This is a genomic window from Cellulophaga sp. BC115SP, assembly GCF_009905545.1.
GTDB classification, from domain to species: Bacteria; Bacteroidota; Bacteroidia; order Cytophagales; family Spirosomataceae; genus Flectobacillus; species Flectobacillus rivi.
In genome coordinates this window covers 95,277-110,469 of the sequence record NZ_JAAALB010000016.1, presented here as the reverse complement: position 1 = coordinate 110,469, position 15,193 = coordinate 95,277, and the positions used below count along the sequence as shown (strand labels likewise).

Here is a 15,193-nt window from a genome sequence, read left to right as displayed (position 1 = left end):
TATGTGTGGAATTAATGGAATTATAGCGCTACGACCGGTAGCATCTATGCCTAGATTATTAAAAAATATGAATCAGAAACTACAACAACGTGGTCCTGATGATGGTAGCATTTGGACGAGCAGCGACTTGACGATGGGCATGGGAATGCGTAGGTTGGCAATTGTTGATGCGAGTTTTGCCAAACAACCTTGGCAAGAGAAAGATATTTGTTTGTGTTTTAATGGCGAAATTTACAACTATCGAGTTCTCAGACAGACGCTCATTGGTTTGGGGTATCACTTCAATACTAAGTCAGATACTGAAGTACTGGCAAAGGCCTATCTTCATTGGGGAACATCCTGTTTTGAGCACCTCGAAGGAATGTTTGCCATTGCGATTATGGATTTCAAGCTCAACAAACTTTTTTTGGCAAGAGATATTAATGGAGAAAAGCCTTTGTATTATTTTATTAACCATGAGTTTGTGATTTGGTCGAGTGAGCTAAAAGGGCTTTTGACTAGCTATGAAGTACTCAGAAAAGAAAAGGCATTAATTAACCCTGAAGCACTTAATTGGTATTTTAGACTAGGCTTTATTCCTGCGCCATTAAGTATTTACCAATCTATTTTAAAAGTCAAGCCAGCACTGTGTTTAAGCATAGATTTGTCAACGCTTCAGGTTAGTACATTTGATTTTTGGAAAATGCCTGATTATGCTCCACATTTCAATTATCACGATGCCGTATCCACTTTGGATCGATTGATTCAAGAAAGTATGCAACAACAAATATGTATCAACCATCGGTCTGGATTATTACTTAGCGGAGGAATCGATTCGAGTATTCTGGCGTATTGGTTTAAAGAGATGAATCCAAATGTTTGTTGTTTTTCTTTACAAACACATTCAGATAGAAATGATGAAAGTTTTGCAGCGCAAAAAATAGCTCAATATTTAGGGTTAAAGCATGAGATTATTCCACTAGATTTTGCACAAGTACAAAAACAACTTAGTGAAGCACTTTGCTATTTTGACGAGCCTTATGCCGACTCTTCAGCGATAGCTAGCGATACCATCCATCAGTGGGTCAAAAATGATATAAAAATCATGTATGGTGGCGATGGTGCAGACGAAGTATTTGGAGGCTATCAGCGTTATTTGATGCCATTTTGGGCAGAAAAAATTCGAAGCTATGCTCCTTTTTTAAGAAGTCTAAATCGTTTGCCTTTACATCAATTACCAGATAATAATCGAGTAAATACTTGGGTTAAATTTTTGGAAAAAATAGGTACAAGCCCCTCAGAAGATATATGGAATATTAGTCAAATGGGAATGACAGAATCTATACTAAAGACAATATTACTACCTCATTGGCAATATCAACCCCATACACTTCAAGAGTTGTTTGAGACCTTGCCATTAGAGAGTCCGTTGACATTGGCAAGGCTTTGGGACAAACAAATTGCATTGGAAGGAGATATGCTTGTCAAAACGGATCGTATGAGTATGCGTGCTTCCATCGAATATAGAACTCCTTTTTTGTCGAAAAACCTTTGGGAATTTTCACAAAAAATCTCTGATACGTTACTTATCCAGAAGGGTGTTACCAAATATTTATTGAAAGCCTATCATTCGACACTTTTTCCAGAAGGTTTTCAGCAAAGAAAAAAGCAAGGGTTTGAAGTTCCAATCGCCACTTGGCTGAGCACAAGTTTTAAAAAAGAGCTTTTGATGCTAATAAGTAGCGATTTTCTTCAAAAACAGGGCATTTTTGATACTATAAAAATGAGAAAGCAAGTTCACTTTTTTCTTCAAAAACCTAACAGGTATAAGTTTCAACTTTGGAGCATTTACTGTTTCCAAAAGTGGTATGAGCAAACTATAAACTAAAAAATCACTAACAAATATATTTTAACAGAAAGTTTACTTTACATATTATAAACAAGGAATCTTAATATACCATCTAATTCGATTAAAATTACCTACAATAGTAACTTCTGTAGTTGCTTGCATGAGATTTAATGCTTGTATAACAAATTTTAGCCCCACCCCTCGTTGTAACTCCCAATTGGGGGTATTAATGTTATTCACTATTTCATTAATTATAGGTAGACTGTTTGCTAAAAAATCATTTTCAATAAGAATTACCATATTCTGTGATTCTTTGCTGATTTTCATTTTTATGAAACTTCCCTCGGGTGCATTTTTGACAGCATTATCAAGTAAATTTCTAATTACAAGAGATGATAAATTACGGTCAATTACTAAGGTCGTAGATTGCTCAATATCTACTAAAAGAGTTATATCTTTAGCTTTTGCCAAGGTTTGATAAACAGGTAAAAAATCTTGTAAAATTTTACTTAAATCTGTTGAAACAAAATAGCTTTTCAACTCTTTTTGCTGAATTAAACTCCAATTGAGTAAATTATTGAGCATTAAATCTAAATGTCGACCTGTATCATCAATTTCTTTTCCAATAATTTGTAATCTTTCCCAATCTTGTTTTTCAATGAGGTACTTAATGACATCTGCTAAACCCTGATAAGCACTTAGTGGGCTGCGTAAATCATGAGCAATCATTCCAAAGAGTTTTTCACGGTTTTTATATAACTCCTCTTTAGCTTTCACTTGAACGATTCTATTGCGAATCAAAAACACAGGAATCATTAACAAGGCTCCTAGTAGAGTGAACAGCGAAATTCCCCACCATGACTTGTACCAGATTTGGGATACCTTGTATTTAATGGTATTGGTAGGAGTTATTTTACCATCTGCGGTCATGCCTCTTATCTCTAAGGTATGCTCTCCAGCATCTACCTCCAATAATTCAATATCATCTCCTTGTTTTAGATTTAACCATTCGCCATCGTCTACTCTATAAAGTACCCCAAAAAGTTGTTGCTCAGAGGCAAAACTAGCTACATGAAATACAAGCTTACGTAGTTTAGGTGCGAAAGTGGATACCATATTGCCAGAGGAAATATAGGAAAAATGATGCTGGCTGTTGTCGTAGGTAGCATCTACTCCCCAAACCAGAGGTTTTATTTTATTTATATCAGAGAAGAAATAATTACGATTATAAATAGCAGATAGTCCTGCAATTCCTCCCATCAGCATGAGTGAATCACCAGGCACCATATAGGTACTTTCACGATTAAATTCATTATGTACTAGCCCATCTTTTTCGAAGTAAGTTTTAAGTAAATTATTTTTAAGATGATACATGGTCAAACCATTTCCTGTTCCAAACCAGATGGTATAGAATTTTGGGTCATACAGAATACTATATACGGTATTAGAGTTGAGTCCATTGTCAGTATTTAATTGTCTAATAACTTGATTATTATTGTCAAAAAAATAGGCACCAGCTTGTCGACTACCAGCTATCCAACCATCATGGTATCGCAAAAGGCTAACAAAACTCCCTTGTTTAAGCTGTACTTCTCTTTTGGTAAATAAATTAACCTCATAAAGTCCCAATTCTGTTGCTAACAATAGATGACGAGATTGGGGTGACTCCAAAATACCGTTAATAATATCATGGTTTCGAATGTGTATGGGCTTGATGGTTATTATTTGTCCATTGTATTGAGCTGTACATAAGCCATGATTTGTCCCCAGATAAATAGTGCCATCTGCCATTTTTTTACAAGTAGATATTGTAAACTGTAAATAAAAATCACTATTATGAATGGAATTGGGGTATTGAAGCCTAACTAGTTTTGTTTTATTCGTATTCTTATTCAATAATGTTGCTCGGTGCAGAGGATCATTTTGAGGATACAATGGAAAAAAGACAGTCAAACTATCGTTAATAGCAACAGAACAATTATAATAAAAAACCCTTTCAGTTTCATTTTTAGACCAATTAGCTAGGATGATTGTATCTGTTTTTAGTGAAAAAGCTTGTACTCCTCTAGGTGTGCCAACCCACCCTTGATCTTTCTTTTTGTTGTAGTAGATAGCTCTAGTTTCTATTGAGCATTTAATTTTTTTAGCGAGAGGTCTATCTACCGACCATTTTTGAATCCCCCAATCGCGACTGCACAGATAGAAATTTCCAAATGAATCTTCTACAAGTCCTTGAAACGAACCTATTGAATATTTTTTATTACTATTTAGTTGAACTATATCATCAATCCGTTTTTTATTAGACAAAGTGATATTAAGTGGGCTATAAGGATGCGAAAACATGACTCCATGGGTCATAACTTTAGCTCCATCTACGGTATATTTAAAGACATATTTCAAGTGTACTTTTCCATTAACATTGCTAACTAAATAAGTATATCCATCACGAGCACATAATAGTAATTGGTTTTTACAGTTTTTAAAAAACACCATTCCTATTAGATTCGCTAATTGAGTTTTTACGACGCAGAAGTTTTTTATATCCAAAAATGTTGGAATGCTATTTATAAGACAACTAATATGATGTCCGTCATATATAGGCCATTTTACTAAAGGTCCGAATCTAGATAGCATTAGCGTAAGAGGTGGTTGTGATGCTGTCTGGTTGAGTCTATCCAAGTGCAGAACATAGATATTAGTTTTATCCTTGGCAAAGCTAAAAACTATTAATTTATGCTTTTCTTTATCATAAACTAATGCCTTTACTGGTTCCTGAAGTAATGGGTTATCTATATGAATATAGTCTTTGACTTTGTATACACGTTTACCATCAAAAATATGTAAGCCATCTGTATTGCCTATCCATCCTAATCCATTTCGATCAAAGACAAAACCATATACATCTTTATTATAGAGACCTTTTGATTCATCAAACGTATCTATATTATAGTGGTTGTTTAAACTTGGAAGTAATTGAGCATAAATAGCTCCATTGTCTAACAACAAGAAAATCGTAAGATGCTTTATACACCCAAAAGCAAATCTTAACGTATTACTATACCTTAGGAAATTAGGTTCCTTTTTCATAATTTCAAATAATAGCTTAAATATGCAAAATGTGGCTATGTCAAAAATTTAGGGTAAGTTATTCTTTAAACACTAACAAATAACAATCCATTTTTATAGGATTACTATAAAATATATTTTAATTTCTCTATTTAACGCTTCTACATCATTTACGTCACTCCTATATGAAAAGACCTACTTGGCACCTGCTTTTTGTCGTTAATGCTGATTCCTTCTTTGTATCTCATCGTCTATCAATGGCTTTGGCTTGTATTAAAGAAGGGTTTAAGGTAAGTATCATTACTAAAGACACAGGGCATCGCACCTATATCGAATCGCTCGGTATTGATTTTTATGACTTTCAACTAAATCGTGGAAGTAAGTCTCCTTTACAGAATTTGAAAGAAGTATGGTTTCTTCGAAAATTATACCGTCAAATCAACCCCGACCTTATTCATCACGTTGGTATCAAGCTCATCTTGCTCGGATGTATTGCTCGTTTGGGATTAAACAATAGTCTTGTTCTTAATGCTGTTGCAGGTTTAGGTTCGGCGTTATCTCAAAACAAGGAAAGTATTTTAAAAAGGATATTCTTTCTTATGGGTTTCATGTTTAGAAAAAGTTATCAACATTTTCTTTTTCAGAATGAACAAAATGCTCTGTTTTTCCAGAAATTACTCCATCTAAAAAAACAACAAATCAATTTTATCAAAGGCACTGGTATAGATACCAATTATTTCGCATATACGCCAGAATCAACTCACGTGCCCTTAAAGGTTCGCCTTATCGCAAGAATGTTGAAAGATAAAGGTGTATGGGATTTTATTAAAGCTGCAGAGCTTCTTCGGAGTAAATGGGAAGGAAAAGTTACTTTTGAACTTATTGGTCCTATCGACGATGCCAACCCCAGCGCATTGACCCAACAAGAACTCAAAGCCAATGTGGATAACTTTCACACTGTGTGGAAAGGAGCGCAATACCCCATACTACCATTTTTGCAAACAGCCCATATCATTGTATTGCCATCCTACCATGAGGGCTTTCCACGCATACTTTTGGAGGCTTCGGCAGTTGGCAGAGCCATTATTGCTAGTGATTGTGAGGGTTGTAAAGCCTTGATTGAACACCAGAAAAATGGCTTAATTACCCCGATTGGGCATATTGAAGCTCTAGCACAACAAATTGATTATCTGCTAGAAAACCCACAAGTTAGACATTGTTTAGGGTACAATGCTAGACAAGTCGTTGTGGATAACTACACAGAGCAACAGCTCAATCAAGCTTTTATTACACTATATCATCGTTTACTGTGTGGTAAATAAGACAATTTTAACCAACTTTGCAGTGGATTTACCCACATAGTTATCCACAATCAATTGTGGATAACTATGTTAATTAGTAGCATCAAACATTTTTTGTACATATTTTATGTTGAAAATTCTTAACATCGTTGGCGCTCGTCCCAACTTTATGAAAGTAGCGCCATTACATCGTGCTTTTGAAAATCACCCAGCTATCGAATCAAAGATTGTTCATACAGGACAACATTTTGATGCCAAGATGAGTGATGTATTTTTCGAGCAGCTTCAAATGCCCAAACCACATTACTTCTTAGGTGTAGGAGGAGGCTCACATACAGAGGTGACAGCACGTACAATGTTGGAATTTGAAAAGGTTATTCTTCAAGAAAAACCAGATTTGGTATTAGTGGTAGGAGATGTAAATGCAACTTTGGCTTGTACTTTGGTGGCTATCAAACTGCATATTCCTGTGGCACACGTAGAAGCTGGTCTTCGTAGTGGTGACCGCAAAATGCCAGAAGAACTTAACCGTATTTTGACAGATAGCGTATCGGATTACCTATTTATCACGGAACAATCAGGTATCGACAACCTTAAGAATGAGGGTGTTCCTGACGAAAAAGTTTTCTTTGTAGGAAATGTCATGATTGACTCATTGGTGCACTATCTTGAAAAAGCACAGCAAACTCCTGTACTTGAGGAATTAGGGTTGACAAAAGATGAATTTGTAGTAATGACCATGCACCGCCCTGCCAATGTAGACACTGCTGAAGGTCTCTCTTCGATTTTGACAATTATCGAAAATACCGTTCCATTCAAAAAGGTAGTATTCCCGATTCACCCACGTACGGCAAACAATCTCAAAAATCTTGGGCTTTGGGACAGACTTCAAGCTATCGAAGGCCTAGTTTTGACTGACCCACAAGGCTATTTAGAGTTTTTGCAATTGATGCAAAATGCTAGTCTGATTATTACTGATTCAGGAGGTATTCAGGAAGAAACTACTTATTTAAAAGTACCATGCTTGACATTCAGAGATACAACAGAACGTCCTGTTACCGTAGAAATTGGTACAAATCAATTATTAGCAGACTTGAATCCTATTACAGTACATGAAAAATTTGTAGAAATTTTGGAAGGAAAAGCCAAGCAAGGAGCCATTCCTCCGCTTTGGGACGGTCATACCTCAGAAAGAATTGCGGATATTTTAGTAGAAAAACTTGGTCAATAAATCGTGACTTACTAAATATAAAAAGGTCAAAACCCTCGAATATCTCATATTCGAGGGTTTTGTTTTTAAGCTATCTGATATGAGTTTAGAATCTTGGGCATCATGGTTAAACCTTATCTTTTAAGAATAATCCAAGAACCAAAATTACCATTTTCAATTATCCAACTATTTAAACTCGAGCACTTTTAGTCATGAAAAAATTATTGATGATTGCCGCTATTTTTAGCTTTACTTTGGGTACAACCTTGGCTCAAGATGTTCCTACTAAAAAAGGAAAAAGAGAATGGAAAGCCGACTCAACTGGTCGTCAGAGAGGTCCTCGTGGCGATGGACAAGGACGTCCTAAGCGTGATTCTTTGATTCGTAAAGAAGGAAAAAGAACTCCAAGACCAAACAACTAATTAAAAAAGGGCGATTGCATAGTTTTAGACTACTCAATCGCCCTTTTTGATTATTAACATTAAGTTTTTTCGATACTTATGTTCTATTTTAATGGAATACCTCTTACCGTCAAAAAGGAAATTGCATTAGAATCGCCTCTAGCTACCGCTTTTTGCATTGCTTTTACTCCATTCGGAATATCACCGTGTTGACCATATTCTAGCCCAATGTTATAGTAAAAACTTCCATCTTTGGCATCCATTTGGGCTCCTTGTTCCCACACCTTAATTGCATCTTGCCATTTACCTTGCGTTTTATATGCTACGCCTAGATTTTTGTAAGCAGTCATGGCTTTTTTATCCACTTTTAAGGCTTTTTGGAGTACCTCTATTTCTTTTTCATGATTCCCCTGATGATTGTATATCGTAGAGATATTGACATAAGGGTCTGCAAATTTTGGGTCTAGCGACAAGGCCTTTTCATAGTATTTTCGACCTTCTACCTCATCACCTTTTTTACACAAAGCCAAACCCATGATATTGTTGGCAAACTGGTTTTTATTATCCGATTTGTCTAACGCAATCTGACTTTCGGTAATTGCTTTGTCATATTCTCCTGTATAGAAATAGGCTCCTCCAAGCATCCAGTGCAGGTTTTTCATTTCTTCAGGTTTTAATTTCAATGCAGCTTCAAAGTTTTCTACGGTGAGTTTATATTTCTTTTCGTCGAAATAAATCTGCCCTAAAGCAGTGTGTACATCTGCCGTTTTGAAATTGGTTTTGTGGGTTTCTTCAAAATAGAATTTTGCTTTTTCATTATCTTTTTTCAAAAACCAATACCAACCTAAATTGCTTGTGACCATCGGGTCGTTAGGGTATTTCTCAAAAACTGGCGTAAATAGCGTGAGCGTATCTTTCCATTTGGTAGACTGGCGGAATGACAAAAAGGTAAATGCCAACAACACAATGGTGGCGATACTCGGAAATGCTTTGTTGGTCGAAGCTTTTTGATAGAGGTAATTCGCAAATAGACCTATCAACATCAATGGTCCAATAGATGATACATAGAAATAACGGTCGGCCATCAACGCACTACCTACAGGCAATACTTGCGAAACAGGAAATATCACGATTAAGAAATATAATCCTCCCCACCACACCAATTTGTTGCGACGACCAAGGAAATATACCAAAAGAGCAATGACAATAATACCTGCAAACGAAGAATAGTAAGAACTTGGAATCACGCCTGTTGGCTTTTGTGGATATGGATAAAACGCTAACATATTGGCAGGCACAAGCATTTTGAGCCAGTAAGTGAGCATTCCATAATTTATCATAAAGAAACGCTCTCCTAATGAATAGGACGAACTGATTACCTTAGTGGCATTGGCACCAGCCTCACTTTGTGCTTTGATGGAAATCAAACCAAAAATGAGTGATATTAGGAAAAAAGGTGCTTTTTCGATACCAATCTGAATCAGATTACGACGATTTAATAAGAAATAGTCAGTCAACAAAAATACAACTGGTAAAATTACAGCCATACCTTTCGAGAAACATGAAAGTATGAACAAGACTAAGGCAGACCAAAGATGCTTGTTATTCCATTGGGTTTTTCCTGATTCTTCAAGGGCATCACTATATTTAAGATACTGTCTAAAAGAAAGCAATAAGAATAAGGTATAAAGGACGTCTTTTCGCTCTGCTGCCCAAACTACCGACTCAACGTGTAATGGGTGAATCGCAAAAAGAACCGCCGTAACTGCCCCGACTAAAAAGTTTTTACTCAGTTTTTCAATAACCTTAAATACCAAAATACTATTTAGTATATGGATAATGGTATTGTTGAGGTGATACACCCAAGCAGTATCTTTTACTAGCGTATATTCCAAATAATAGGTAAGCATGGTCAATGGATGCCAGTTACCTAAATAAAAGTCGCTAATAAGTTTATAAAAGTTATCAAACGAAACCTTGCGAAGGTCTTCATCATTTACAATGTAAAACATATCATCCCAGACAAATCCATTCTGAAAGCCAGGAAGGTATGCGATTAAAGTGGCACCTACGATAATACCCAAAAAGATTTTGAAATTACGGGGCGTATTTTCGATAGGTGGGGCGATAAAGTTGACGGTTGAGGCGGTTTTTGTTGGCTGCGACTCTACAGATTTGGCGCTCTGAGATTTTGCAGGACTTGAGGGTTTACTCTTTGCCATGAATCATTGATTAATTGGATTGCTACTAGCTAATTGCGTATCTGGGATAAAATTAACTACTCATCAAAAATTGTGCGAGAAATTAACTGTATTTATTTCAAAATTACTCAAGCACTTTTTCTTATCGCCAAAATCATACTCCATAAAAAAAGCACTGGTGTATAAAACCAGTGCTTTTCAGTACTTCGCTCGAAATAATTCCAATCATTACTACTTTTTGAAGCGTACTTCTTGAAAGTAGTATATCTAGTTGCTTTTTTGTAAATGAATAACTACCGTTGGTGTTGCGGATACACCTGTATTGTTCAAAAGTGTTGTGGTTACCGCTGTCGGAGCTGCAATAATCGCTGTAGCCGAGTTTGGAGTTGTTTGTACAGTTGCAGTCGTTACCTGATTGGCAATAGCTGCACCTTGAGTCGTAATCCCATTTGTGATAGACTGTACAATAATCGTATTATTACCATTATTATTCAGACTCACTAAATTTCTAAGGTTATTGGCTACGCCAAGTGATGGAGAGTAACTTACTGTTGAAAGATTAACGGGTGCATTGAGACCAGACTGCGAAACAACAGGTGTTGCCAAAGCTGTAATATTGGGCGAAAGTGGTAAAACTTGTGCCTTTAGACCAACAGATACGCCTGTTAGCAAAATTACAAAAGCGAAAAACTTCTTCATATTGATAATGGGTTAAAGGGGTGATGCAATAATAAAGCTCTATAGAACAGAACATCTTTATTATTCGCTGTTAATCAACTACTTATTTGCCATATATACGAAGAAGTAATTCGTTCAGATTGCTTAAAATTTACACTTTGAGAAAGTGTAAACTAAATCTTGCGTAAGGCCTGTTTGGTAAACTCGCTCAAAACCAATTTTCCACTTATTTCTGCTCTTTCATACAGTAAGGTATCCCAATGATTTGTATTCTGCCACAAGATTTTTTTTAGTTCTTGTAATCCTTCTGGATTATAAGTAGCCAATTGCTCAGCCATTCGTCCTATAGCTTCGTCCATTTCGGCTATGGTTTCAAATACTTCATAAAATAATCCTTGCTCCAAAGCCCATTGTGCCGAATAAAATTCAGTAGGTTTTAGGGACATTTTTGAAAATGAGGAAAGTCCAATTTTACGGCTCACGGCTGGTTCAATAACAGCAGGAATAATTCCGATATGGAGTTCGCTCAGTTTGACACTTGCTGCCTGAGTAGCAAAGCAATAATCGGTAGCAGCAGCCAAACCAACGCCTCCACCAACAGCCTTGCCTTGCACGCGACCGATAATAATTTTCGAAGATTTTCGGCAAGCATTAATCACTTTAGCAAAACCGCTAAAAAATATTTTACCATCTTCCAAATTATCAATGGCGAGTAACTGATTAAAATCTGCCCCCGAACAAAAAGTTCTCTCTCCGCCACTTTGCAAAATAATGATTTGCACTTTAGAATCTTCTGCCAATTTTTCTATGGCATTTGCTAAATCTTCCAAAAGTACAATTGGCATAGCATTGGTTGGTGGATGTGAAAAAGTGAGCGTTGCAACACCCGAAGAGGCAATAGAGATATCAAGGTTTGCTGATGAAGAATTTTGCATAATTAAAATATTTTTAGAAATTTCAGGACTTTTTCATCAAAATATCATCTTTAGTTCGTTATCTTGTTAATATAAAGATGATAAAAAATCGATAAACCTAATAGTCTTTAAATACTTTTTATAGGCTATTTAATTGAAAATTATACTTTATCAACAAACCTTTAACTATAAAATGTACAATTCAAAAAATGATTTAGTCCGCCTTGCGGCCAAAGAATTTGCCGAGCGCCATATACTTCCACACGTGATGGAATGGGACGAGGCACAACATTTCCCTATCGACTTGATGCACCAATTAGGGCAACAAGGGTTTTTGGGTGTTCTAGTACCTGAACAATACGGTGGCTCTGGTTTGGGCTATCAAGAGTATGTGAGCATCATTGAAGAAATCGCCCAAGTGTGTGGTTCAATTGGTCTTTCGGTAGCTGCCCATAATTCTCTTTGTACCAATCATATTCTACAGTTTGGTAACGAAGAACAAAAACAAATGTATCTTCCCAAATTAGCTTCTGGCGAATGGATTGGTGCTTGGGGTTTGACCGAACCTAATACGGGTTCAGATTCTGCACGTATGACCTGCGTGGCACGTCGCGAGGGTGACGAATATGTGCTCAATGGCTCCAAATGCTGGATTACGCATGGAAAATCTGGCAATGTTGTAGTAATTATGGCTCGTACAGGCGAATTGGGTGCCAAAAATAATGCAACAGCCTTTATCGTAGAAAGAGGAAACCCAGGCTTAAAGTTTGGTAAAAAAGAAAACAAACTAGGCATGCGTGCCTCCGAAACTGCTGAAGTGATTTTGGAAGACTGCCGAATTCCTGTATCTGCTCGTTTGGGTGAGGAAGGTGATGGTTTCAAACAAGCTATGAAAATTTTGGACGGTGGGCGCATCTCCATTGCAGCTTTGTCACTAGGGATTGCCAAAGGTGCTTTGGCCGCAGCCGCAAAATATGCACAAGAACGTCAACAATTTGGACAGGCGATTGTACAGTTTCAAGGAATCAGTTTCAAATTGGCCGATATGGCTACTAAAGTTCACGCTGCCGAGCTGATGACTCGCCATGCAGCCGAACTCAAAATGGAAGGAACAAGTATGACCAAAGAAGCCGCTATGGCTAAATACTATGCTTCTGAAATTGCAGTAGAGGTATCTACAGATGCGGTTCAAATCTTCGGAGGATATGGCTATACAAAAGATTTTCCAGTAGAAAAATTCTATCGTGATTCCAAACTTTGTACCATCGGAGAAGGTACCACTGAAATCCAAAAAATCGTTATCACACGAGAGTTTTTGAAGGACTATCCTTTGTGATTTAGTGATTATTTTAAAATCTATATTCTAGCAAAAGAGATGCAAAACATTGCGTCTAAAAATGATTCATCGAGCATATTAGTATCAAAAAGCGGTCGAAAGTAATTTTCGAGCGCTTTTTTTGATGAAAACTCGGAGAATAATTCCAGTGCTAAAATTTGGAACGATTCATGTTTATTTTTCTTATTGTGATTATAGGTAATATTTCATGGCTTAACTTGCATTCAGATTTTAATACAAATATTTTCAAAAAATCCTGATTAAAAGAGTTCGGTTTCCAGTATGTCATCAAATCCCATCACTACACAAATTGACTTTTTTCAAAAAAGACAACAACATTTTGAATCGCTTCAAGCTCAAACACAAGCTCAATATAATCAATGGGCAATTGTCCGAGCTGTATATTTTATTGCTTGGTTGGGACTATCTTATTGGGCATTCGAAGCATTATCTCCTTGGGTATTTTTAGGGATTTTGTTCCTTGGTTTTGGGATATTTCTTTGGATGATCAACAAGCATTTGGCCATCAAGGCACAAAAGCTGCGTTATCAGCTATTAGCCAATCTTAATGAAGACGAATCGCTCCGCTTGCAGGGGAAATTTGTGCGGCAAGAAACAGGGGAGATTTACGCCCAAGTACAACATTTTTATGCTTCAGATTTAGATATTTTTGGAAAGCATTCCATATTCAAATTGCTCAATCGTACACGTACCTACAAAGGCGCGGAGGTATTGGCTGATTGGCTACAAACTCCAGCCGAGCAAGCAACAATCTTAACTCGTCAAGAGACCTCATCTGAATTGAAAGAGCTGATTGATTGGCGACAAGATCTAGAGGTAGACGCTTGGCAAATTGAAGATGTACATCAACCTATTACCCCTATTCTTGAGTGGCTTCAACTACCTTCATTTGAGATTTTAAAACAAAAATCTTTACAATATTTACTCTACTTGCCATATCTCAGTATTCCTGTAGTGTTGGCATGTATCATTGATATTTTGCCTTTACAATGGATATTGGCAGTGTTTATTATTCATGGATTTATTCTTAGAAAAGTCAGTGGATTACTTAGTCAATATCTCGATAAAACTTCTTCGGTGGCTAATGTGCTAAAAGCGTATGCGAATTTGTGTAAAAGTATTGCAGTACCCGCATTTAAACATCCTCATTTACAAAAGCTACAAGCTGAAGTCAATCAAGCTACTGCACATATTCAAGAATTGAGTGTGTTGTTGGAAAGAATTGGCAATCGACAAAACCCTATTTTTGCACTCTCTGTGGGTATGTTGACACTTTGGGATTTACGTTATTTTATTCATTTGGAAAATTGGCGTGCCAAACATCAAAATCATTTGGGACATTGGATTACTATTGTGAGCGAATTTGAAGCACTGAATAGTTTGGCTGGACATAGTTTTGCAAATCCCTCTCATGTTATACCCCAAATTGCTAATAAAGATTTTATCATTCATGCTACACAATTGGGGCACCCTTTAATTAAGGCCGAGAAGCGTGTTTGTAATGATATTCAGATTGCTGGGCTTGGCCAATGCGTGATTATTACTGGCTCAAATATGTCTGGAAAAAGTACCTTCCAACGTACAGTAGCTCTCAATACTATTTTGGCATTGACTGGAAGTGTGGTGTGTGCCCAACAGTTTGAATGCTCAGTGATGCAAGTATTTACTAGTATGCGTACTCAAGATTCTTTGGAAGAAGATACATCATCATTCTATGCAGAACTCAAGCGCTTAAAACAATTAATCGATTGGGTAAACGAAAAGCAAAGCTTACCAACTTTTTATTTTCTAGACGAAATCTTAAAAGGTACCAATTCAAAAGACCGTCACGATGGCGCAAAGGCCCTGATGCTCCAATTGCATCAAGCTCAAGCCTCAGGTTTTATTTCGACCCATGATGTTGATTTGGGAGACGAGTTTAGTGAAAAAGGTTTTGTTAAAAATTATAGTTTTTCATCAGAAGTAAGAGATGGCAAATTAGTTTTTGATTACACACTCAAACAAGGAATTTGTAGAAGTTTCAATGCAAGTCAGCTGATGGCTCAGATTGGGATAAAGATGTAAGGAAAGGGTAAAATTAAATTGATTTTACCTGCAATAGGCATTAAGCTATACGCTGTAAGCTAAAAGTTAAATAGTTATTTATGAAAGAATTTAAGCTTTTTTGCCTAATGCCTTACAGCCTAAAAGGTATCTTTTTAGGGAAATGAGGAATAAAATAACTTTTATCAATCATA

General features: G+C 36.5%; 10 protein-coding genes. 6 read left to right on the top strand and 4 right to left on the bottom strand.

From position 1 onward, the window contains the following. Position 1 precedes the first annotated feature (1 nt). Entirely contained in the window at positions 2-1,867 is a 1,866-nt protein-coding gene (gene asnB, locus GVN22_RS13870) for an asparagine synthase (glutamine-hydrolyzing) (RefSeq protein WP_166551603.1), read from the top strand. Positions 1,868-1,912: 45 nt separating this feature from the next. On the opposite strand, the gene GVN22_RS13865 is transcribed toward asnB, so the two are convergent. Beyond that, positions 1,913-4,915 carry a HAMP domain-containing sensor histidine kinase gene (locus GVN22_RS13865; RefSeq protein ID WP_166551602.1) on the bottom strand — a complete coding sequence of 1,001 codons (3,003 nt, stop codon included), beginning with the start codon at positions 4,913-4,915 and terminating at the stop codon, positions 1,913-1,915. Positions 4,916-5,079: 164 nt separating this feature from the next. Between GVN22_RS13865 and GVN22_RS13860 the strand changes: the two genes are divergently transcribed. The 3 genes from GVN22_RS13860 to GVN22_RS13850 all read left to right on the top strand — a co-directional run bounded on the left by GVN22_RS13860 (position 5,080) and on the right by GVN22_RS13850 (position 7,827). Continuing rightward, positions 5,080-6,216 carry a glycosyltransferase family 4 protein gene (locus GVN22_RS13860; RefSeq protein ID WP_166551601.1) on the top strand — a complete coding sequence of 379 codons (1,137 nt, stop codon included), beginning with the start codon at positions 5,080-5,082 and terminating at the stop codon, positions 6,214-6,216. 106 nt (positions 6,217-6,322) lie between these two features. Further along, positions 6,323-7,426, top strand: coding sequence for a non-hydrolyzing UDP-N-acetylglucosamine 2-epimerase (gene wecB, locus GVN22_RS13855; RefSeq protein ID WP_240915649.1), 1,104 nt, complete (start codon positions 6,323-6,325; stop codon positions 7,424-7,426). A 191-nt stretch (positions 7,427-7,617) separates the two neighbouring features. Then, entirely contained in the window at positions 7,618-7,827 is a 210-nt protein-coding gene (locus tag GVN22_RS13850) for a hypothetical protein (protein WP_095161076.1), read from the top strand. Positions 7,828-7,910: 83 nt separating this feature from the next. On the opposite strand, the gene GVN22_RS13845 is transcribed toward GVN22_RS13850, so the two are convergent. The 3 genes from GVN22_RS13845 to GVN22_RS13835 form a co-directional block, all read right to left on the bottom strand. Then, complete coding sequence (locus GVN22_RS13845; RefSeq protein ID WP_166551600.1) at positions 7,911-10,028, bottom strand: tetratricopeptide repeat protein; 2,118 nt, start codon at positions 10,026-10,028, stop codon at positions 7,911-7,913. A 246-nt stretch (positions 10,029-10,274) separates the two neighbouring features. Beyond that, positions 10,275-10,706: a hypothetical protein gene (locus tag GVN22_RS13840; protein WP_166551599.1), complete on the bottom strand. Its 432-nt coding sequence runs from the start codon at positions 10,704-10,706 to the stop codon at positions 10,275-10,277. Positions 10,707-10,858: 152 nt separating this feature from the next. After that, positions 10,859-11,620 (bottom strand): enoyl-CoA hydratase/isomerase family protein, encoded by a 762-nt coding sequence (locus tag GVN22_RS13835; protein ID WP_166551598.1) that lies wholly within the window; start codon positions 11,618-11,620, stop codon positions 10,859-10,861. A gap of 172 nt (positions 11,621-11,792) precedes the next feature. Here GVN22_RS13835 and GVN22_RS13830 point away from each other — a divergent pair, with 172 nt between their 5' ends. Further along, positions 11,793-12,935, top strand: coding sequence for an acyl-CoA dehydrogenase family protein (locus GVN22_RS13830; RefSeq protein WP_166551597.1), 1,143 nt, complete (start codon positions 11,793-11,795; stop codon positions 12,933-12,935). A gap of 282 nt (positions 12,936-13,217) precedes the next feature. Beyond that, a complete protein-coding gene (locus GVN22_RS13825; protein ID WP_166551596.1) occupies positions 13,218-15,020 on the top strand; it encodes a DNA mismatch repair protein MutS in 1,803 nt (600 codons plus the stop codon). The last annotated feature ends 173 nt before the right edge of the window (positions 15,021-15,193 follow it).

What these genes read in the sequence shown, in the direction of transcription:
- GVN22_RS13840 (WP_166551599.1), bottom strand. Translation starts at nt 10,706, where the DNA reads ATGAAGAAGTTTTTCGCTTTTGTAATTTTGCTAACAGGCGTATCTGTT.
- GVN22_RS13830 (WP_166551597.1), top strand. Translation starts at nt 11,793, where the DNA reads ATGTACAATTCAAAAAATGATTTAGTCCGCCTTGCGGCCAAAGAATTT.
- GVN22_RS13835 (WP_166551598.1), bottom strand. Translation starts at nt 11,620, where the DNA reads ATGCAAAATTCTTCATCAGCAAACCTTGATATCTCTATTGCCTCTTCG.
- asnB (WP_166551603.1), top strand. Translation starts at nt 2, where the DNA reads ATGTGTGGAATTAATGGAATTATAGCGCTACGACCGGTAGCATCTATG.
- GVN22_RS13850 (WP_095161076.1), top strand. Translation starts at nt 7,618, where the DNA reads ATGAAAAAATTATTGATGATTGCCGCTATTTTTAGCTTTACTTTGGGT.
- wecB (WP_240915649.1), top strand. Translation starts at nt 6,323, where the DNA reads ATGTTGAAAATTCTTAACATCGTTGGCGCTCGTCCCAACTTTATGAAA.
- GVN22_RS13845 (WP_166551600.1), bottom strand. Translation starts at nt 10,028, where the DNA reads ATGGCAAAGAGTAAACCCTCAAGTCCTGCAAAATCTCAGAGCGCCAAA.
- GVN22_RS13860 (WP_166551601.1), top strand. Translation starts at nt 5,080, where the DNA reads ATGAAAAGACCTACTTGGCACCTGCTTTTTGTCGTTAATGCTGATTCC.
- GVN22_RS13865 (WP_166551602.1), bottom strand. Translation starts at nt 4,915, where the DNA reads ATGAAAAAGGAACCTAATTTCCTAAGGTATAGTAATACGTTAAGATTT.
- GVN22_RS13825 (WP_166551596.1), top strand. Translation starts at nt 13,218, where the DNA reads ATGTCATCAAATCCCATCACTACACAAATTGACTTTTTTCAAAAAAGA.